This is a genomic window from Staphylococcus sp. EG-SA-14, assembly GCF_017151935.1.
Lineage (GTDB): Bacteria > Bacillota > Bacilli > Staphylococcales > Staphylococcaceae > Staphylococcus > Staphylococcus aureus.
In genome coordinates, this window is the sequence record NZ_JACVZM010000008.1 from 1 (window position 1) to 18,248 (window position 18,248).

The 18,248-nt window shown below is 32.9% G+C and carries 23 protein-coding genes; 17 read left to right on the plus strand and 6 right to left on the minus strand.

Annotation, left to right across the window (positions count from 1 at the left end):
- Positions 1 to 456 precede the first annotated feature (456 nt).
- The 3 genes from IDG63_RS06410 to IDG63_RS06420 all read left to right on the plus strand — a co-directional run bounded on the left by IDG63_RS06410 (position 457) and on the right by IDG63_RS06420 (position 2,915).
- Positions 457 to 1,398: a nucleoside hydrolase gene (locus IDG63_RS06410; RefSeq protein ID WP_000163416.1), complete on the plus strand. Its 942-nt coding sequence runs from the start codon at positions 457 to 459 to the stop codon at positions 1,396 to 1,398.
- Positions 1,399 to 1,518: 120 nt separating this feature from the next.
- Complete coding sequence (locus IDG63_RS06415; protein ID WP_000208736.1) at positions 1,519 to 2,073, plus strand: biotin transporter BioY; 555 nt, start codon at positions 1,519 to 1,521, stop codon at positions 2,071 to 2,073.
- Between the two features lie 71 nt (positions 2,074 to 2,144).
- A complete protein-coding gene (locus IDG63_RS06420; RefSeq protein WP_000146746.1) occupies positions 2,145 to 2,915 on the plus strand; it encodes a GNAT family N-acetyltransferase in 771 nt (256 codons plus the stop codon).
- 171 nt (positions 2,916 to 3,086) lie between these two features.
- On the opposite strand, the gene fdhD is transcribed toward IDG63_RS06420, so the two are convergent.
- The gene (gene fdhD / locus IDG63_RS06425) at positions 3,087 to 3,884 is read right to left on the minus strand and encodes a formate dehydrogenase accessory sulfurtransferase FdhD (protein WP_001030825.1); all 798 of its coding nucleotides are present in this window, start codon (positions 3,882 to 3,884) and stop codon (positions 3,087 to 3,089) included.
- Positions 3,885 to 4,173: 289 nt separating this feature from the next.
- Here fdhD and modA point away from each other — a divergent pair, with 289 nt between their 5' ends.
- The 5 genes from modA (at position 4,174) to IDG63_RS06450 (ending at position 7,958) form a co-directional block, all read left to right on the plus strand.
- Positions 4,174 to 4,956 (plus strand): molybdate ABC transporter substrate-binding protein, encoded by a 783-nt coding sequence (modA, locus tag IDG63_RS06430; RefSeq protein WP_100160454.1) that lies wholly within the window; start codon positions 4,174 to 4,176, stop codon positions 4,954 to 4,956.
- A 13-nt stretch (positions 4,957 to 4,969) separates the two neighbouring features.
- Entirely contained in the window at positions 4,970 to 5,641 is a 672-nt protein-coding gene (modB, locus tag IDG63_RS06435) for a molybdate ABC transporter permease subunit (protein WP_001113093.1), read from the plus strand.
- Positions 5,642 to 6,247, plus strand: a complete 606-nt coding sequence (locus tag IDG63_RS06440; RefSeq protein ID WP_000913019.1) for an ATP-binding cassette domain-containing protein — start codon at positions 5,642 to 5,644, stop codon at positions 6,245 to 6,247.
- A 169-nt stretch (positions 6,248 to 6,416) separates the two neighbouring features.
- Positions 6,417 to 7,421, plus strand: coding sequence for a ThiF family adenylyltransferase (locus IDG63_RS06445; RefSeq protein WP_000076929.1), 1,005 nt, complete (start codon positions 6,417 to 6,419; stop codon positions 7,419 to 7,421).
- Between the two features lie 30 nt (positions 7,422 to 7,451).
- Positions 7,452 to 7,958: a MogA/MoaB family molybdenum cofactor biosynthesis protein gene (locus tag IDG63_RS06450; RefSeq protein WP_000503820.1), complete on the plus strand. Its 507-nt coding sequence runs from the start codon at positions 7,452 to 7,454 to the stop codon at positions 7,956 to 7,958.
- A 1-nt stretch (position 7,959) separates the two neighbouring features.
- On the opposite strand, the gene moaC is transcribed toward IDG63_RS06450, so the two are convergent.
- A complete protein-coding gene (moaC, locus tag IDG63_RS06455) occupies positions 7,960 to 8,454 on the minus strand; it encodes a cyclic pyranopterin monophosphate synthase MoaC (RefSeq protein ID WP_000134528.1) in 495 nt (164 codons plus the stop codon).
- A gap of 62 nt (positions 8,455 to 8,516) precedes the next feature.
- Here moaC and IDG63_RS06460 point away from each other — a divergent pair, with 62 nt between their 5' ends.
- From IDG63_RS06460 to moaA, 6 genes are read left to right on the plus strand one after another with little or no spacing between them, the layout of a single operon-like run.
- The gene (locus IDG63_RS06460; protein ID WP_000259718.1) at positions 8,517 to 9,776 is read left to right on the plus strand and encodes a molybdopterin molybdotransferase MoeA; all 1,260 of its coding nucleotides are present in this window, start codon (positions 8,517 to 8,519) and stop codon (positions 9,774 to 9,776) included.
- Positions 9,773 to 10,258 carry a molybdopterin-guanine dinucleotide biosynthesis protein B gene (gene mobB, locus IDG63_RS06465; protein WP_000602937.1) on the plus strand — a complete coding sequence of 162 codons (486 nt, stop codon included), beginning with the start codon at positions 9,773 to 9,775 and terminating at the stop codon, positions 10,256 to 10,258. The genes IDG63_RS06460 and mobB overlap by 4 nt, the downstream gene beginning before the upstream one ends.
- 13 nt (positions 10,259 to 10,271) lie before the next feature.
- The gene (locus tag IDG63_RS06470) at positions 10,272 to 10,718 is read left to right on the plus strand and encodes a molybdenum cofactor biosynthesis protein MoaE (RefSeq protein WP_000808500.1); all 447 of its coding nucleotides are present in this window, start codon (positions 10,272 to 10,274) and stop codon (positions 10,716 to 10,718) included.
- Between the two features lie 5 nt (positions 10,719 to 10,723).
- A complete protein-coding gene (gene moaD, locus IDG63_RS06475) occupies positions 10,724 to 10,957 on the plus strand; it encodes a molybdopterin converting factor subunit 1 (protein ID WP_000866971.1) in 234 nt (77 codons plus the stop codon).
- A gap of 6 nt (positions 10,958 to 10,963) precedes the next feature.
- The gene (gene mobA / locus IDG63_RS06480; RefSeq protein WP_000643992.1) at positions 10,964 to 11,563 is read left to right on the plus strand and encodes a molybdenum cofactor guanylyltransferase MobA; all 600 of its coding nucleotides are present in this window, start codon (positions 10,964 to 10,966) and stop codon (positions 11,561 to 11,563) included.
- 19 nt (positions 11,564 to 11,582) lie between these two features.
- Positions 11,583 to 12,605 carry a GTP 3',8-cyclase MoaA gene (gene moaA / locus IDG63_RS06485; RefSeq protein ID WP_000230173.1) on the plus strand — a complete coding sequence of 341 codons (1,023 nt, stop codon included), beginning with the start codon at positions 11,583 to 11,585 and terminating at the stop codon, positions 12,603 to 12,605.
- Positions 12,606 to 12,998: 393 nt separating this feature from the next.
- On the opposite strand, the gene IDG63_RS06490 is transcribed toward moaA, so the two are convergent.
- A complete protein-coding gene (locus tag IDG63_RS06490) occupies positions 12,999 to 13,169 on the minus strand; it encodes a hypothetical protein (protein WP_031835033.1) in 171 nt (56 codons plus the stop codon).
- A gap of 125 nt (positions 13,170 to 13,294) precedes the next feature.
- Here IDG63_RS06490 and sarV point away from each other — a divergent pair, with 125 nt between their 5' ends.
- Positions 13,295 to 13,645 carry an HTH-type transcriptional regulator SarV gene (sarV, locus tag IDG63_RS06495; RefSeq protein ID WP_000066900.1) on the plus strand — a complete coding sequence of 117 codons (351 nt, stop codon included), beginning with the start codon at positions 13,295 to 13,297 and terminating at the stop codon, positions 13,643 to 13,645.
- A 101-nt stretch (positions 13,646 to 13,746) separates the two neighbouring features.
- Here sarV and IDG63_RS06500 read toward each other — a convergent pair whose 3' ends face one another.
- Positions 13,747 to 14,958: an MFS transporter gene (locus tag IDG63_RS06500; protein WP_000184413.1), complete on the minus strand. Its 1,212-nt coding sequence runs from the start codon at positions 14,956 to 14,958 to the stop codon at positions 13,747 to 13,749.
- Complete coding sequence (locus tag IDG63_RS06505; RefSeq protein ID WP_000951060.1) at positions 14,951 to 15,391, minus strand: MarR family winged helix-turn-helix transcriptional regulator; 441 nt, start codon at positions 15,389 to 15,391, stop codon at positions 14,951 to 14,953. Before IDG63_RS06505 ends, IDG63_RS06500 begins: the two co-directional genes overlap by 8 nt.
- A 161-nt stretch (positions 15,392 to 15,552) precedes the next feature.
- Here IDG63_RS06505 and IDG63_RS06510 point away from each other — a divergent pair, with 161 nt between their 5' ends.
- The gene (locus tag IDG63_RS06510; protein WP_000600973.1) at positions 15,553 to 16,317 is read left to right on the plus strand and encodes a VOC family protein; all 765 of its coding nucleotides are present in this window, start codon (positions 15,553 to 15,555) and stop codon (positions 16,315 to 16,317) included.
- Here the strand turns inward: IDG63_RS06510 and IDG63_RS06515 are convergent.
- Positions 16,309 to 16,560, minus strand: a complete 252-nt coding sequence (locus IDG63_RS06515; RefSeq protein WP_001566779.1) for a hypothetical protein — start codon at positions 16,558 to 16,560, stop codon at positions 16,309 to 16,311. The two genes, IDG63_RS06510 and IDG63_RS06515, sit on opposite strands and share 9 nt — an antisense overlap.
- Before the next feature lie 388 nt (positions 16,561 to 16,948).
- Between IDG63_RS06515 and femX the strand changes: the two genes are divergently transcribed.
- Entirely contained in the window at positions 16,949 to 18,214 is a 1,266-nt protein-coding gene (gene femX, locus IDG63_RS06520) for a lipid II:glycine glycyltransferase (protein ID WP_000413866.1), read from the plus strand.
- Positions 18,215 to 18,248: the final 34 nt, after the last annotated feature.

An 18,248-nucleotide genomic window follows, 5' to 3' on the forward strand; every position in this document is an offset into this window, starting at 1 on the left:
AATTGGAGCCGTTCTTATGGACCTACATGATGAATGGATTTATTCTTCAAGAAAATACATCAATTTTGATAAGTAGAAATGGTAAAAACATTGTATAGCATTTTACACAGGAGTCTGGACTTGACTTATTTTTATAGCTAGAAAGTTAGATATTTGTATTTTTTTAAATAATAAGTGCCGTTGTTATCGTTCAATTTAATTAATGATAGATTAGTATTATTATAGCTAAAGTAGTATACCTGAGAAAATAGCTCAATGTATCTCTTTATTAATAAGTTATATCATAATTATTTTAGTGCATACTTTATGGAAGGGATATCAGGGAATGGCTTTCAATTAAAGAAGAGGTTTAAAAGGATTACAACAGAATGTTATGATTTTGTAGAAAGATATATAACAACGTTTTATAAAAACATAATATTGTTAATGGAAAATGAAATGTAAGGGGGATTTCGAGTGACTAAGAAAGTTTATTTTAACCACGATGGTGGTGTAGATGATTTAGTATCTCTATTTTTATTATTACAAATGGAAAACGTTCAATTGATAGGGGTCAGTACAATTGGTGCTGATTGTTATTTAGAGCCATCTTTGAGCGCATCAGTAAAAATTATTAATCGTTTTTCAAATGAAGATATTCAAGTTGCGCCATCATATGAACGAGGAAAAAATCCATTTCCTAAAGAATGGCGTATGCATGCCTTTTTTATGGACGCATTGCCAATTTTAAATGAGCCAGTCAAACATGTTGCTTCAAATGTGAGCGACAAAGAAGCCTTTGAAGACATTATTCAAACTTTAAAGAGACAATCAGAAAAAGTAACATTATTATTTACAGGCCCGCTTACAGATTTAGCAAAAGCACTACAAAAAGATTCATCTATCGTTCAGTATATAGAAAAATTAGTTTGGATGGGTGGCACCTTTTTACCAAAAGGAAATGTTGAAGAACCTGAGCATGATGGTTCTGCAGAATGGAATGCATATTGGGATCCAGAAGCGGTTAAAATTGTTTTTGATAGCGATATAGAGATTGATATGGTTGCTTTAGAAAGTACGAATCAAGTACCGCTAACGTTAGATGTTAGACAAAGATGGGCGAATGAACGCCAATATACGGGCATTGATTTTTTAGGAGTAAGTTATGCAGCGGTACCACCATTAACACACTTTATAACAAATTCTACTTACTTTTTATGGGATGTTTTAACGACTGCTTATATTGGTAACAAGGACTTGGTTCATTCAATTGAGAAAAAAGTCGATGTAATAAGTTATGGACCAAGTCAAGGTAAGACATTTGAGTGTAAAGATGGGCGCAAAATTAATGTCATAAATCATGTAGATAACAACGCATTTTTTGATTATATAACTGCACTTGCTAAAAAAGTAAATTAACAGCTGTGTAGAATAATTAAGGTTTTAATTTATATAGAACAACTTATTGTAAACTTTTCGTTTCTTAAAGTTTACAATGGTGCTATAATAATGGTCATGAAATACGAAAGGAAGTAAAAAATGACAACAAAACAGTTAGTATATACAGCTTTAATGACAGCGATTATCGCTATTTTAGGATTGGTACCGGTAATTCCACTACCATTTTCTTCAGTACCAATTGTACTTCAAAACATTGGTATTTTCTTAGCAGGTGTGATTTTAGGACGTAAATATGGCACATTAAGTGTTATCGTCTTTTTATTATTAGTAGTTGCTGGCTTGCCATTGTTATCAGGTGGTCGCGGTGGCATCGGTGTATTCGCAGGTCCTTCAGCAGGGTTTTTACTATTATATCCAGTTGTAGCATTCATGATTGGTGCGATTCGAGATAGATTCATCAATGAAATTAATTTCTGGATTTTATTCGTTGGTATTTTAGTTTTTGGTGTTATAGCATTAGATGTTATTGGTACATTGATTATGGGCATGATTATTAACATACCATTTACGAAAGCTATTTCAATTTCATTAGCTTATTTGCCTGGTGATATATTAAAAGCAATTGTAGCAAGTTTGATTGGTACAGCTTTACTTAATCACTCGCAGTTTCGTCAAATTATGGGAATAAAATAATCATATTTAAGATAGTAAAGTAATTGAATAAGTTGCTTTGAAATTTATAAAAGTGAAAGGAGTAGGTGTCAATGGCTAGTATAAGTATGTCAGATATATATTGTAACGGCACTATATTTGAAAATGACGACGAGCAGTTGATTTATTTAACGCCTTCTTTTCCACAACGATACACAAGCAACACATGGATATATAAAAAGACGCCTACCCAAGAGCGATGGCTGAAAGACTTAGAACGTCAACATCAATTACATACAAATCAAGGTTCAAATCATTATGCGTTTAGTTTCCCGGAAAATGAACAACTTGATAATCATTGGATGGCTATGTTTAAAGATATGAATTTTGAACTAGGTATTATGGAATTGTATGCCATAGAAAGTGATGCGCTTGCCAATTTGCCGCGTAACTCTGACGTTGAAATTGCCATCGTTGACGAGTCGCATATAGATGCCTATTTAAAAGTTGCATATCAATTTAGTTTACCATTTGGAAAAGACTATGCAGATGCACATGAAGAAATGGTAAGGGAACATTATCAAAAAGATGTGATTAAACGCTTAGTAGCTTATTTAAATAATGAACCTATTGGCGTTGTAGATGTCATTGAAAGTGAAAATTACATTGAATTAGATGGATTTGGTGTATTAGAACAATTTCGACACCAAGGAATTGGATCTACAATTCAATCGTTGATAGGTGAATACGCCATATCAAAAAATCATAAACCAATCATATTAGTTACAGATGGTGAAGATACAGCAAAAGATATGTATGCAAAGCAAGGTTATGTCTATCAATCGTTTTGTTATCAAATATTAAAAGAAGATATTGGAAATTAACGATTGATGATATGTTTGTATTAGAATAAAAAAGCAGTAAGCTGGTTTCGAGTAGAAATCAACTTACTGCTTTTTAAATTATTTTGAGCTACTTATACTTATAAAAATAGTGCTTTTATATTGTTGATTCATGTAGAATATCGTTCATTATGACACACTATAATGAATATGTTATTGTTCAGAATCAATGATACGTTCTGGATGACTGTATATATTAAAGCCACCATTTCGAATAAATCCTACTGCCGTAATATTTAGGTCATTAGCTAAGGTTACAGCAAGCGTTGTCGGAGCTGATTTAGATAAAATGACGCCAACACCGATTTTCGCGGCTTTAATTAAAATTTCTGATGAAATACGTCCACTAAAAATTAATACTTTATCTCGGACAGTAATATGTCGCTGGATACAAAATCCATATAATTTATCTAGAGCGTTATGTCTACCAATGTCTTGTCGATGTACAAAAAATGTCAAACCATCGCTTATAGCAGCATTATGTAAGCCACCTGTTTCTTGGTAAATATGACTTGCACTTTGTAATCGAGTCATCATGTTAATAATTTGCATTGGAGTTAAAGTGATTTTAGACATAGATGTTTTAGCGATAGCAGCATCATTTTGAAAATAAAACTCACGACTCTTTCCGCAACAAGATGCAATCATTCGTTTTGTGGAATATTGAAAGCGATCGCCTAAATCTTTATTAAGTTCAACATGGGCAAAACCTTTACTATCATCAATCAGTACAGATTTTAATTCATCTCGCTTTAAAATGGCACCTTCCGAAGCCAGAAATCCAATGACTAACTCCTCAAGGTTTGTTGGACTGCATATAACAGTCGCAAATTCTTCACCATTCACCATAATTGTAAGTGGAAATTCTGTCACATATTGATCTGTTGTATTGAATAATTTTCCATCTTCATATCTAACAATTGGTTGACCTAAAGATACATCTTTGTTCATTATCTAACCCCTTTAATTAGCTTAAACTTTATTTTAAAGCAATTTGCTTAAAATTTTAACATATTTGCTTAAGTTTGAAATTTGATTGATAAAAATTAATAGCGAGCAATCTGTTTGATTTAAATTGAATTCGAGAATATACATACTAGGGCATCAATTAATAAATATCAATCTTATGCAAATTTGACAATTGTTTGAATCAATATATAAACAGGCAACGGTTCTTTTCAAATATAATAGTAAGTGTATAATGAAAATGTAAATATTATTAAAAATGGGGGTTCACTCAATGAAATTGAAACGTTTATTTGCTGTTGTGATTGCAATGCTTTTAGTATTAGCTGGTTGCTCTAATTCTAACGATAATAATGAAAGTAAAAAAGATGACGCAGACAATGGTAAGAAACAAGAGATTCAAGTTGCAGCGGCAGCAAGTTTAACAGATGTAACCAAGAAATTAGCTTCAGAATTTAAAAAAGAGCATAAAAATGCTGATATTAAATTTAACTATGGTGGATCAGGGACATTAAGAAAACAAATTGAATCAGGCGCACCTGTTGACGTATTTATGTCTGCAAATACTAAAGATGTAGATGTATTAAAAGACAAGAATAAAGCGCATGATACATATAAATATGCGAAAAATAGTCTAGTATTAATTGGTGATAAAGATTCAAATTACACTTCAGTAAAAGACTTAAAAGACAATGATAAATTAGCATTAGGTGAAGTGAAAACTGTACCAGCAGGAAAATATGCGAAACAGTATTTAGATAACAATAACTTATTTAAAGAAGTCGAAAGTAAAATCGTTTATGCTAAAGATGTAAAACAAGTATTAAATTATGTTGAAAAGGGTAATTCGAAACAAGGTTTTGTGTATAAAACTGACTTATATAAACAAAATAAAAAAATTGATACTGTAAAAGTAATTAAAGAAGTAGAACTTAAGAAGCCAATCACATACGAAGCTGGTGCTACATCAGATAGTAAATTAGCAAAAGAGTGGATGGAATTCTTAAAATCAGATAAAGCTAAAGAAATACTAAAAGAATACCACTTTGCAGCATAAGGAGTTGTAATCCATGCCTGACTTAACACCTTTTTGGATATCAATACGAGTTGCTGTAATCAGTACGATTATTGTAACGGTTTTAGGTATTTTTATATCTAAATGGTTGTATCGTCGTAAGGGTTCGTGGGTTAAAGTATTGGAAAGTTTATTGATATTACCTATTGTTTTGCCGCCAACGGTATTAGGTTTTATTCTATTAATCATCTTCTCGCCAAGAGGACCAATCGGTCAATTCTTTGCGAATGTACTACATTTACCTGTAGTGTTCACTTTGACAGGTGCTGTGATAGCATCTGTCATTGTTAGTTTTCCACTAATGTATCAACATACTGTGCAAGGCTTCAGAGGTATAGACACGAAAATGATTAATACAGCTAGAACGATGGGAGCAAGTGAAACGAAAATTTTCCTCAAATTAATTTTACCATTAGCTAAACGCTCTATTTTAGCAGGTATAATGATGAGTTTTGCTCGTGCATTAGGTGAGTTTGGTGCTACATTAATGGTTGCAGGATATATTCCAAATAAAACGAATACACTACCTTTAGAAATATACTTCTTAGTGGAACAAGGTAGAGAAAATGAAGCGTGGTTATGGGTATTAGTGCTAGTCGCATTCTCTATTGTGGTTATATCTACAATTAATTTATTGAATAAAGATAAATATAAGGAGGTCGACTAGATGCTTAAAATCAATGTGAAATATCAATTAAAGAACACTTTAATTCGCATCAATATAGATGATACTGAACCAAAAATTTATGCAGTTCGTGGTCCATCTGGCATTGGTAAAACTACTGTTTTAAATATGATTGCCGGATTACGTAAAGCAGATGAAGCTATTATCGAAGTGAATGGGCAATTACTTACTGATACGGCAAAAAACGTGAATGTTAAAATTCAACAACGACGTATTGGATATCTGTTTCAAGACTACCAATTGTTTCCTAATATGACGGTCTATAAAAATATTACTTTTATGGCTGAACCATCTGAACACATCGATCAATTAATTCAAACTTTAAACATTGATCATTTGATGAAACAATATCCTATGACATTGTCAGGTGGAGAGGCACAACGTGTAGCACTTGCACGTGCACTTAGCACGAAACCAGATTTAATTTTATTAGATGAACCTTTTTCTAGTTTGGATGATACTACAAAAGATGAGAGTATTACATTAGTTAAACGTATTTTCAACGAATGGCAAATACCAATCATATTTGTGACACATTCAAACTATGAAGCAGAACAAATGGCTCATGAAATTATTACAATTGGGTAATCATTTATTTGCCATTAAAGAGTTTAGAACGTATTTAAAATTGTAGAAGTGAATGCTTCTATCAGCATTTTAATGATGTTTTAAACTCTTTTTTAGGGGCAGTTTTTTTGAGAGACATTGACGCGCGTCATATAATGAAAGTAATGATAAAAAGAAAGGATAACTTAATGTGAGTCAAGAACGTTATTCAAGGCAAATTTTATTTAAACAAATAGGTGAAATAGGTCAAAGCAAAATAAATCAAAAATGTGCGTTGATTATTGGTATGGGCGCATTAGGTACACATGTGGCCGAAGGACTTGTTAGAGCAGGCATTGCCAAACTAATCATTGTTGATAGAGATTATATTGAATTTAGTAATTTACAAAGACAAACATTGTTTACTGAAGAAGATGCTTTGAAAATGATGCCTAAGGTGGTTGCAGCTAAAAAGCATTTGCTAGCGTTACGTAGTGATGTTGATATTGATGATTATATTGCCCATGTGGATTATTATTTTTTGGAAACACATGGACAGGACGTTGACGTTATTATTGATGCAACCGATAACTTTGAAACACGACAACTGATTAATGATTTTGCATATAAATATCGTATACCTTGGATTTATGGTGGTGTTGTACAGAGTACATATACAGAAGCTGCATTTATACCTGGTAAAACACCTTGCTTTAACTGTTTGGTACCACAATTGCCAGCATTAAATTTAACATGTGATACAGTAGGGGTCATTCAACCTGCCGTGACGATGGCAACAAGTTTACAATTAAGAGATGCGATGAAAGTATTAACGGAACAACCAATTGACACAAAAATAACTTATGGCGATATTTGGGAAGGTAGTCATTATTCATTTGGTTTCAGTAAAATGCAACGTTCAGACTGTACAACTTGTGGAGATGTACCAAGTTATCCGTATTTAAACAAGAATGAACAACGTTATGCAACATTGTGTGGTAGAGACACTGTACAGTATGAAAATGCATCAATTACACACGACATTCTTGTTCAATTTTTAAAACAACATCAGTTAAATTATCGCAGTAATTCGTATATGGTTATGTTTGAATTTAAAGGACACCGCATTGTTGCTTTTAAAGGTGGAAGGTTTTTAATACATGGCATGACACGCACATCAGATGCCACACATCTAATGAATTTATTGTTTGGATAAAAAAAGATAAGACAAAAGGAGTGTAATATTATGGGCGAACATCAAAACGTTAAATTGAATCGTACAGTTAAAGCAGCCGTACTAACGGTATCAGATACTAGAGACTTTGATACAGATAAAGGTGGTCAATGCGTGCGCCAACTATTACAAGCAGATGACGTTGAAGTGAGTGACGCACATTATACAATTGTGAAAGATGAAAAAGTAGCCATCACGACGCAGGTGAAGAAGTGGTTAGAAGAAGATATTGATGTCATCATTACGACTGGTGGAACAGGTATTGCACAACGTGATGTGACGATTGAAGCAGTAAAACCACTTTTAACTAAAGAGATAGAAGGCTTTGGGGAATTGTTTAGATATTTGAGTTATGTTGAAGATGTTGGCACGCGTGCATTATTGTCTCGTGCTGTAGCAGGTACAGTTAATAATAAATTGATATTTTCGATTCCAGGATCAACAGGCGCAGTTAAATTAGCATTAGAAAAGCTCATTAAACCAGAATTAAATCATCTGATTCATGAGCTTACAAAATAATTTATTGATTTGATTGGCGTTGAAAATCTCCAGATTTACCGCCAGACTTGCTTTCAAGGTAGGTTTCGCCAATAATCATACCTTTATCAACTGCTTTCGTCATGTCGTAAATGGTTAAAGCCGTTGCTGATGCAGCGGTTAAAGCTTCCATTTCAACACCGGTTTTGCCAGTTGTAGAGACAGTTGTTTGAATGTTTAAAGTATAAAGGGGTGCATTTGTTTCATCCCAGCTGAAGTGAACATCTATGCCAGTCAATGGTAATGGATGGCACATCGGAATAAGTGTTGATGTATTTTTGGCAGCCATAATACCAGCGATTTGAGCAGTGTTCAATACATTGCCTTTGGTATTGGTGTTATTAGAAATCTGCTTAAAAATAGTTTCATTTACAGTAATGCTTGAATGAGCGACAGCAGTTCTTTTTGTAATTTGTTTGTCTGATACATCGACCATTTTGGCGTGGCCTTGTTGATTAATATGAGTAAACTCAGTCATTTTACCCCTCCTAGTGCATCTAGTATATCATGAAAAAATAAAAGTTTTGGAGATGATTTTTAATGGTAGTAGAAAAAAGAAACCCAATCCCAGTTAAAGAAGCAATTCAACGTATCGTTAATCAGCAGAGTTCAATGCCGGCAATTACGGTAGCACTTGAAAAAAGTCTAAATCATATCTTAGCAGAAGATATTGTAGCTACTTATGATATACCAAGGTTTGATAAATCACCTTATGATGGTTTTGCAATTCGCAGTGTTGATTCACAAGGGGCAAGTGGTCAGAATCGCATTGAGTTTAAAGTGATTGATCATATTGGTGCAGGTTCAGTTTCTGATAAATTAGTTGGGGATCACGAAGCGGTGCGTATTATGACTGGAGCACAAATACCTAATGGCGCAGATGCTGTTGTTATGTTTGAACAAACGATTGAACTAGAAGATACATTTACAATTCGTAAACCATTTTCAAAAAATGAAAATATATCTTTAAAAGGTGAAGAAACAAAGACAGGCGATGTTGTTCTAAAAAAAGGACAAGTAATTAATCCAGGGGCTATCGCGGTCCTTGCAACATATGGCTATGCAGAGGTTAAAGTTATTAAGCAACCGAGTGTCGCTGTTATTGCAACAGGAAGCGAATTATTAGATGTTAATGATGTATTAGAAGATGGAAAAATTCGTAACTCTAATGGCCCAATGATTCGTGCCTTAGCAGAAAAATTAGGTCTTGAAGTTGGTATTTACAAAACACAAAAAGATGATTTAGATAGTGGCATCCAAGTCGTTAAAGAAGCTATGGAAAAACATGATATCGTTATTACAACGGGCGGAGTTTCTGTTGGAGATTTTGACTATTTACCTGAGATTTATAAGGCTGTAAAGGCGGAAGTGTTATTTAATAAAGTAGCAATGCGTCCTGGTAGCGTAACAACGGTTGCATTTGTAGATGGAAAGTATTTGTTTGGATTATCTGGAAATCCATCAGCTTGTTTTACAGGATTTGAACTATTTGTGAAACCAGCTGTTAAACATATGTGTGGCGCACTAGAAGTCTTCCCGCAAATAATTAAAGCAACATTAATGGAAGATTTTACCAAGGCAAACCCATTCACACGATTTATACGTGCTAAAGCAACGTTAACAAGTGCTGGAGCTACTGTAGTACCTTCAGGATTCAATAAATCAGGTGCGGTTGTAGCGATTGCACATGCTAACTGTATGGTCATGTTACCAGGAGGGTCACGTGGTTTTAAAGCGGGGCATACAGTAGATATTATATTGACTGAATCTGACGCTGCTGAAGAGGAACTTCTTTTATGATTTTACAAATTGTAGGTTACAAAAAGTCTGGTAAGACAACATTGATGAGGCATATTGTCTCTTTCTTAAAGTCACATGGTTATACAGTTGCTACTATTAAACATCATGGGCATGGTAAGGAAGATATTCAATTACAGGATTCAGACGTCGATCACATGAAGCATTTTGAAGCGGGGGCAGATCAAAGTATTGTACAAGGTTTTCAATATCAGCAAACTGTAACACGTGTAGATAATCAAAATCTTACTCAAATTATTGAAAAATCTGTTACAATTGACACCAATATCGTATTAGTTGAAGGCTTTAAAAATGCTGATTTTGAAAAAGTCGTAGTCTATCGAAATGAAGAAGAGTTGCAAGTATTACAACAATTGTCGAATGTTTGTTATAGCATTAATGTAAGGGAGCATGAAGATTTTACAGCATTTGAGCAATGGTTATTAAATAAAATTAAAAATGATTGTGATACACAATTAACATAGAGGATTGAAATGAATGAAACAATTTGAAATCGTGACAGAACCGATACAAACAGAACAATATCGTGAATTCACTATAAATGAATATCAAGGTGCAGTAGTTGTTTTTACCGGTCATGTTCGCGAATGGACTAAAGGCGTCAAAACGGAATATTTAGAATATGAAGCGTATATTCCAATGGCTGAAAAGAAATTGGCACAAATTGGAGATGAAATAAATGAAAAATGGCCTGGAACGATAACGAGTATTGTTCATAGAATAGGGCCATTACAAATTTCAGATATCGCTGTATTAATTGCGGTTTCTTCACCGCATCGTAAAGATGCCTATCGAGCAAATGAATATGCAATTGAGCGTATAAAAGAAATTGTTCCGATTTGGAAAAAAGAAATTTGGGAAGATGGTTCAAAATGGCAAGGGCATCAAAAAGGGAATTATGAAGAAGCGAAGAGGGAGGAATAAGAGAGATGAAGGTACTTTACTTCGCAGAAATTAAAGATATATTACAAAAAGCACAGGAAGATATTGTGCTTGAACAAGCATTGACTGTACAACAATTTGAAGATTTATTGTTTGAACGTTATCCGCAAATCAATAATAAAAAGTTTCAAGTTGCTGTAAATGAGGAATTTGTACAAAAATCGGATTTCATTCAACCTAATGATACTGTTGCATTAATTCCACCGGTTAGTGGAGGTTAAGGGAGCATGAAAGCAATAATTCTTGCAGGTGGTCATTCAGTGCGATTTGGTAAGCCCAAAGCTTTTGCGGAAGTGAACGGTGAGACCTTTTATAGTAGAGTAATTAAGACATTAGAATCAACAAATATGTTCAATGAAATTATTATTAGTACAAATGCGCAATTGGCAACGCAATTTAAATATCCAAATGTTGTTATAGATGATGAGAATCATAATGATAAAGGTCCATTAGCAGGAATTTATACAATCATGAAGCAACATCCTAAAGAAGAATTGTTTTTTGTCGTTTCTGTTGATACACCAATGATTACTGGTAAAGCTGTAAGCACGTTGTATCAGTTTTTAGTTTCTCATCTTATTGAAAATCATTTAGATGTCGCAGCTTTTAAAGAAGATGGACGTTTTATTCCAACAATTGCATTTTATAGTCCGAATGCATTAGGCGCTATAACTAAAGCACTACATTCTGATAATTACAGTTTTAAAAATGTATATCATGAATTATCAACGGATTATTTGGATGTAAGGGATGTAGATGCGCCCTCATATTGGTACAAAAATATAAATTATCAGCATGATTTGGACGCTTTAATTCAAAAATTGTAAGCTGTTAGGAGGTCCACAAATGGTAGAACAAATAAAAGATAAACTAGGACGTCCCATCCGTGACTTACGGTTATCTGTGACAGATCGGTGTAACTTTAGGTGTGATTATTGCATGCCTAAAGAGGTATTTGGAGATGATTTCGTATTTTTACCTAAAAATGAACTTTTAACGTTTGATGAAATGGCTAGAATCGCTAAGGTATATGCAGAATTAGGTGTAAAAAAAATACGCATTACAGGTGGAGAACCATTGATGCGACGGGATTTAGATGTACTTATAGCTAAATTAAATCAAATCGATGGTATTGAAGATATTGGTTTGACTACAAATGGTTTGTTATTAAAAAAGCATGGACAAAAGTTATATGATGCTGGGCTGCGCAGAATTAATGTCAGTTTGGATGCTATTGATGATACGCTATTTCAATCAATCAATAATCGTAATATTAAAGCGACTACGATTTTAGAACAAATTGATTACGCGACGTCTATTGGTTTGAATGTAAAAGTAAATGTTGTTATACAAAAAGGTATTAACGATGATCAAATCATACCAATGCTTGAATATTTTAAAGATAAACATATAGAGATTCGATTTATAGAATTTATGGATGTTGGTAATGATAATGGATGGGATTTCAGTAAAGTTGTAACTAAAGATGAAATGCTTACAATGATAGAGCAGCACTTTGAAATCGATCCTGTAGAACCAAAATATTTTGGGGAAGTAGCAAAATATTATCGCCATAAGGATAATGGTGTTCAATTTGGTTTGATTACAAGTGTTTCACAATCATTTTGTTCTACATGTACACGCGCAAGGCTGTCATCAGATGGGAAGTTTTACGGATGTTTATTTGCAACTGTCGATGGATTTAACGTTAAAGCGTTTATTCGTTCTGGCGTGACCGACGAAGAATTAAAAGAACAATTTAAAGCTTTATGGCAAATAAGAGATGATCGATATTCAGATGAGAGAACTGCTCAAACAGTTGCCAATCGTCAACGTAAAAAGATAAACATGAATTATATTGGTGGTTAATGTGTAGGGACCACTACATATTAAATCATTAGAGATGTTTTAATATTTCTGTCTTACTCCCTAAAATACAATATTATTTATTAAAGTAAAAACGGTCATATCTATGCCAGATTTAATAGAAATGATCGTTTTTAAAGTTTTTACAAATTGGCGGGGCCCCAACACAGAAGCTGACGAAAAGTCAGCATACAATAATGTGCAAGTTGGCGGGGCCCCAACATAGAGAATTTCAAAAAGAAATTCTACAGACAATGCAAGTTGCGGAACGGGGCCCCAACACAGAAGCTGACAAAAGTCAGCATACAATAATGTGCAAGTTGGCGGGGCCCCAACATAGAGAATTTCAAAAGAAATTCTACAGACAATGCAAGTTGGGGAACAACGAAATAAATTTTATGAGAATATCATTTCTATCCTACTCTTAAGAATCACTACATAATAAATCTTTAGTGGTTCTTTAACATTGATGTCACACTCCATGCCATTGAGTTGTAATATATCTTTTTTAGGTATAAATGTTGTCGAATAAACAACAAGTTGTCCAAAAGATATAAATCTAAACAAGATATAGCCAGCAATTTAATATTTGTAATAGATAAAATGCTAAGTTTGATATATAATAAATTTAAGTAATTGTATAATAATATGAATTACAAACATCTAAGAAGAAACATAGGAGGCATCATATTATGAGTAATAAAGTTCAACGTTTTATAGAAGCAGAAAGGGAGTTAAGTCAGTTAAAGCACTGGTTAAAAACAACACATAAGATTTCAATTGAAGAATTTGTAGTACTTTTTAAAGTGTATGAAGCTGAAAAGATTAGCGGTAAAGAATTGAGAGATACATTACATTTTGAAATGCTATGGGATACAAGTAAAATCGATGTGATTATCCGTAAAATCTATAAAAAAGAGCTTATTTCTAAATTGCGTTCTGAAACGGATGAAAGACAAGTATTCTATTTCTATAGTACTTCTCAAAAGAAATTGTTAGATAAAATTACTAAAGAAATAGAAGTGTTAAGCGTTACAAACTAAAAACTTAAAAAGCATGCCAATCAGTACATCATAATTGCGTCTTGGGGACAGACAAATGATGAATAGAGATTGGCATGCTTTTTATTTTTGAATATAAATATTTAGTTCATGGCATTTCTAGTTACATGACGTCCATGAATTAAGAAGTAAACAAGCATAGTAATGATTGCTAAAGCGGCCATAAAGCCGAAGATTTCACTATATGAAAACATATGAGTAAATAACCCAAGGAATGATGGACCGAAGCCGACACCTGCATCTAGACCAACGTAAAAAGTAGATGTCGCGATACCATATTTAATCGGAGGTGAGACTTTTATCGCAATAGATTGCATTGCAGATGATAAATTTCCATACCCTAAACCTAGGCAAGCACCAGCAAGTAATATTAACCAGCTTTGATAGCTTGAAATTAAGCATACAAATGAAAGGAAAAGCATGATAAATGCTGGGTAGACAATAATATTTTCATTTTTATCATCCATCAATCTACCAGCAATAGGTCTAGTAATTAACGATGCTATAGCATAGCAAATAAAGAAATAGCTTGCTGCAGTTACTAGGTGTCGCTCTAAAGCAAATGCTTGTAAATAAGTTAGGATGGACGCATAGGTAACGCCAATTAAAAGCATAATTACAGCAACAGGAATGGCCTCTTTTGCAATAAATTGATGAATACTAAATCTTGGTTTATCAATGACATTAGTTTCAGTTTTATTATTTGTTACTTCGAAATCAACTTTTATAAATAATGAGATAATGAGTCCGAGTATGCCTAATATGACACAAATAATAAACAGTAAATCAATTGGGTATTTTGTAATAAGTAACATGCCTAGAAATGGGCCAATCGCTGTACCTAATACTAAACTTAAGGAAAATAAACTGATGCCTTCACTTTTTCTATTAACAGGGGTAACGTATGCCGCAATAGTACCTGTTGCAGTTGTCACAACTGCAGTTGCGATACCGTTTATGAGACGTACAAAGATTAAAAAAGCTAAAGATCCATCAATAAAATAAAGTAATTGCGTGATAATTAAAGCAATTAAACCAATAAATAATAATCGTTTAGGTCCGATTTGATTTACAAATTTACCTGTAGCAAATCGACCAATTAAAGACCCGACAATAAATAGTCCTACAACTAATCCGGCTAATGAATCGGAAGCGTCGAAAGCTTGCTTACTATAGCCAGCAATAACTACAAGTAACAAATACATGCATAGGTATACGATAAAGTTGACAAAAAAGTTGATTGTAAAACTTTTGGTGAAAATAGGTGATTTATTTAATGAGCCTTGATTAGTCATTGTGTGTCTCCTTTAATAATATTTTATGAATTTGATTCATCACATTTATGGTTTCTTGCATTTGATCTTGCGAAATGTTTGTTTTGGCAACTACTGCTTGTTGGAGCTTTTGTACATCAAGACAAACAATCTCATATAATTCATGCCCTTTAGGTGTTAAAGTTAAAAACTTTTGTCGTTTATCCTCTAAACTGTTTTCAACTGTTATAAGGTCATTTTCTATTAGAGCTTTTAAAGTTTTTCTTGCAGTAGGCTTTTCAATTGCACGTCTATGTGAAATTTCAATAAGAGTAGTGGGCTGATGTTTAGCGATATCGCGTAAGATTAACCATTGGCCATAATATATATTGTGTTTTTCTAAAATCGGCTCGGCTAATTTTAAATAGGGGCGATATATTGTTATAAAACTATTGAAAAATTCTTGTGATAGCATAGTGACATCTCCTAAGACAAAATAGTTAGCTTAGCTAACCTTTTTACAACAATAGTAATTATAAAACGGGAGCAATTAGAAATCAATATATAATTATTAAGAGCAAAAATATTTATACTTTGTTAAAATAAGCGTAATTACATGTAAATAGGGGGATACTAATGATATTGAAATTTGATCACATCATTCATTATATAGATCAGTTAGATCGGTTTAGTTTTCCAGGAGATGTTATAAAATTACATTCAGGTGGGTATCATCATAAATATGGAACATTCAATAAATTAGGTTATATCAATGAAAATTATATTGAGCTACTGGATGTAGAAAATAATGAAAAGTTGAAAAAGATGGCAAAAACGATAGAAGGTGGAGTCGCTTTTGCTACTCAAATTGTTCAAGAGAAGTATGAGCAAGGCTTTAAAAATATTTGTTTGCGTACAAATAATATTGAGGCAGTTAAAAATAAACTACAAAGTGAGCGGGTTGAAGTAGTAGGTCCGATTCAAATGGAAAGAGATACACATAAAGATGGTAAGGTAAAGTGGCAATTGCTTTATATAATGAATCAGGATGATGATGAAATTAAGCCACCATTTTTTATTCAATGGGAAGAAAGTGATTCCATGCGTACTAAAAAATTGCAAAAATATTTTCAAAAACAATTTTCAATTGAAACTGTTATTGTGAAAAGTAAAAACCGATCACAAACAGTATCGAATTGGTTGAAATGGTTTGATATGGACATTGTAGAAGAGAATGACCATTACACAGATTTGATTTTAAAAAATGATGATATTTATTTTAGAATTGAAGATGGTAAAGTTTCAAAATATCATTCGGTTATCATAAAAGACGCACAAGCAACTTCACCATATTCAATTTTTATCAGAGGTGCTATTTATCGCTTTGAACCATTAGTATAAATATACGTAAGTGCTATGAGCGAGAATGCCCATATGAATAATGGCAAGCACAATGGAAAGAATCGTTAATATATTATTTAATCGTGATGACTTAATTAAAATGAAAAAGATTGATAATATAAATGTGAAAAAGATAAGTATAACCCGTAAACTAAAGTAATTCACGGTGAGAGGTTGACTCAATGTCATAATGATTGCAACGATGTTCATAATTATAAATAGACTTAAAATAATTGTTCTCATATCAAACACCTCATTGTTAGATTATTGACATTATAACAGGGGTAATTGTATATGAACATTAATGTGGTTGCTTGAGGAAAAATTTATTCATTGAAGTCAAGTTGGTTCATTTTAGAAATGAATATCGTGTTAGATGATGAAAGTATATTGAAGTATAGGTAACTAGTTGAAAAGTATTAATTGTACGATAACATTAAATTTAACACGAAACATAGATATAAAATGATTCACAATTAAAATGGGTAAATTTGAACTTGCTAAACTATTAATTGGAGCATGGACATTTCAAAAATAAGAGTTCAAATCTTACACAAGCTCTGAATCGACACTATAAGATACAAACTGTATAATTAAAGGTATTGTTAAATAGAAGGAGATATCATAAATCATGGAAAAGATGCATATCACTAATCAGGAACATGACGCATTTGTTAAATCCCACCCCAATGGAGATTTATTACAATTAACGAAATGGGCAGAAACAAAGAAATTAACTGGATGGTACGCGCGAAGAATCGCTGTAGGTCGTGACGGTGAAGTTCAGGGTGTTGCGCAGTTACTTTTTAAAAAAGTACCTAAATTACCGTATACGCTATGTTATATTTCACGTGGTTTTGTTGTTGATTATAGTAATAAAGAAGCGTTAAATGCATTGTTAGACAGTGCAAAAGAAATTGCTAAAGCTGAGAAAGCGTATGCAATTAAAATCGATCCTGATGTTGAAGTTGATAAAGGTACAGATGCTTTGCAAAATTTGAAAGCGCTTGGTTTTAAACATAAAGGATTTAAAGAAGGTTTATCAAAAGACTACATCCAACCACGTATGACTATGATTACACCAATTGATAAAAATGATGATGAGTTATTAAATAGTTTTGAACGCCGAAATCGTTCAAAAGTGCGCTTGGCTTTAAAGCGAGGTACGACAGTGGAACGATCTGATAGAGAAGGTTTAAAAACATTTGCTGAATTAATGAAAATCACTGGGGAACGCGATGGCTTCTTAACGCGTGATATTAGTTACTTTGAAAATATTTATGATGCGTTGCATGAAGATGGAGATGCTGAACTATTTTTAGTAAAGTTGGATCCAAAAGAAAATATAGCGAAAGTAAATCAAGAATTGAATGAACTTCATGCCGAAATTACTAAATGGCAGCAGAAGATGGAAACATCTGAAAAGCAAGCTAAAAAAGCGCAAAATATGATTAATGATGCGCAAAATAAAATTGCTAAAAATGAAGATTTAAAACGAGACCTAGAAGCTTTAGAAAAGGAACATCCTGAAGGTATTTATCTTTCTGGTGCACTATTAATGTTTGCTGGCTCAAAATCATATTACTTATATGGTGCGTCTTCTAATGAATTTAGAGATTTTTTACCAAATCATCATATGCAGTATACGATGATGAAGTATGCACGTGAACATGGTGCAACAACTTACGATTTCGGTGGTACAGATAATGATCCAGATAAAGACTCAGAACATTATGGCTTATGGGCATTTAAAAAAGTGTGGGGAACATACTTAAGTGAAAAGATTGGTGAATTTGATTATGTATTGAATCAGCCATTGTACCAATTAATTGAGCAAGTTAAACCGCGTTTAACAAAAGCTAAAATTAAAATATCTCGTAAATTAAAACGAAAATAGATTAACGACTGAAATCTGAACGCTCATAAGACTG

Bases quoted from the DNA above. Each gene is read 5' to 3' on its own strand.
- IDG63_RS06415 (WP_000208736.1), top strand. From the start codon at position 1,519: ATGACAACAAAACAGTTAGTATATACAGCTTTAATGACAGCGATTATC.
- IDG63_RS06420 (WP_000146746.1), top strand. From the start codon at position 2,145: ATGGCTAGTATAAGTATGTCAGATATATATTGTAACGGCACTATATTT.
- fdhD (WP_001030825.1), bottom strand. From the start codon at position 3,884: ATGAACAAAGATGTATCTTTAGGTCAACCAATTGTTAGATATGAAGAT.
- modA (WP_100160454.1), top strand. From the start codon at position 4,174: ATGAAATTGAAACGTTTATTTGCTGTTGTGATTGCAATGCTTTTAGTA.
- modB (WP_001113093.1), top strand. From the start codon at position 4,970: ATGCCTGACTTAACACCTTTTTGGATATCAATACGAGTTGCTGTAATC.
- IDG63_RS06440 (WP_000913019.1), top strand. From the start codon at position 5,642: ATGCTTAAAATCAATGTGAAATATCAATTAAAGAACACTTTAATTCGC.
- IDG63_RS06450 (WP_000503820.1), top strand. From the start codon at position 7,452: ATGGGCGAACATCAAAACGTTAAATTGAATCGTACAGTTAAAGCAGCC.
- moaC (WP_000134528.1), bottom strand. From the start codon at position 8,454: ATGACTGAGTTTACTCATATTAATCAACAAGGCCACGCCAAAATGGTC.
- IDG63_RS06460 (WP_000259718.1), top strand. From the start codon at position 8,517: ATGGTAGTAGAAAAAAGAAACCCAATCCCAGTTAAAGAAGCAATTCAA.
- mobB (WP_000602937.1), top strand. From the start codon at position 9,773: ATGATTTTACAAATTGTAGGTTACAAAAAGTCTGGTAAGACAACATTG.
- IDG63_RS06470 (WP_000808500.1), top strand. From the start codon at position 10,272: ATGAAACAATTTGAAATCGTGACAGAACCGATACAAACAGAACAATAT.
- moaD (WP_000866971.1), top strand. From the start codon at position 10,724: ATGAAGGTACTTTACTTCGCAGAAATTAAAGATATATTACAAAAAGCA.
- mobA (WP_000643992.1), top strand. From the start codon at position 10,964: ATGAAAGCAATAATTCTTGCAGGTGGTCATTCAGTGCGATTTGGTAAG.
- moaA (WP_000230173.1), top strand. From the start codon at position 11,583: ATGGTAGAACAAATAAAAGATAAACTAGGACGTCCCATCCGTGACTTA.
- sarV (WP_000066900.1), top strand. From the start codon at position 13,295: ATGAGTAATAAAGTTCAACGTTTTATAGAAGCAGAAAGGGAGTTAAGT.
- IDG63_RS06500 (WP_000184413.1), bottom strand. From the start codon at position 14,958: ATGACTAATCAAGGCTCATTAAATAAATCACCTATTTTCACCAAAAGT.
- IDG63_RS06505 (WP_000951060.1), bottom strand. From the start codon at position 15,391: ATGCTATCACAAGAATTTTTCAATAGTTTTATAACAATATATCGCCCC.
- IDG63_RS06510 (WP_000600973.1), top strand. From the start codon at position 15,553: ATGATATTGAAATTTGATCACATCATTCATTATATAGATCAGTTAGAT.
- IDG63_RS06515 (WP_001566779.1), bottom strand. From the start codon at position 16,560: ATGAGAACAATTATTTTAAGTCTATTTATAATTATGAACATCGTTGCA.
- femX (WP_000413866.1), top strand. From the start codon at position 16,949: ATGGAAAAGATGCATATCACTAATCAGGAACATGACGCATTTGTTAAA.